Origin of the sequence: Lysinibacillus sp. GbtcB16 (genome assembly GCF_019091145.1) — a bacterium.
Lineage (GTDB): Bacteria > Bacillota > Bacilli > Bacillales_A > Planococcaceae > Lysinibacillus > Lysinibacillus fusiformis.
The window spans coordinates 1-257 of sequence record NZ_JAGXJV010000588.1 but is presented as its reverse complement, the minus strand read 5'-3'; the positions used below and the strand labels follow the sequence as shown (position 1 = coordinate 257).

Below are 257 nucleotides of genomic sequence, written 5' to 3'. Positions count from 1 at the left end.
AATCAATGAGAACGTTCATTCCGTTTGAACGGACCAATGCGCTTGTATTGTAAAATGTTTTGGCAAAGGCACTGCCGGTTCCCAACATTTGAATTTGCAAACTCATTCATCCGCCTCCATTTTTCGACAAAAAAACATCTTTTTCTAATGTAGCACGGGATTTCCCTTATTTCAACTAAGTTTTTATGAATAATTATCCATAAAAGGTAAAAAGTGATGGTGATCTCAATGATTTGGCTCATAATTGGCGTAATTCT

Annotated in this window: 1 pseudogene; it reads right to left on the bottom strand. The window is 35.8% G+C overall.

The annotated features are described in order from the left end of the window. Nucleotides 1-88: pseudogene (locus tag KVT27_RS27625) on the bottom strand (MBL fold metallo-hydrolase); the annotation flags it as partial. Nucleotides 89-257 lie beyond the last annotated feature (169 nt).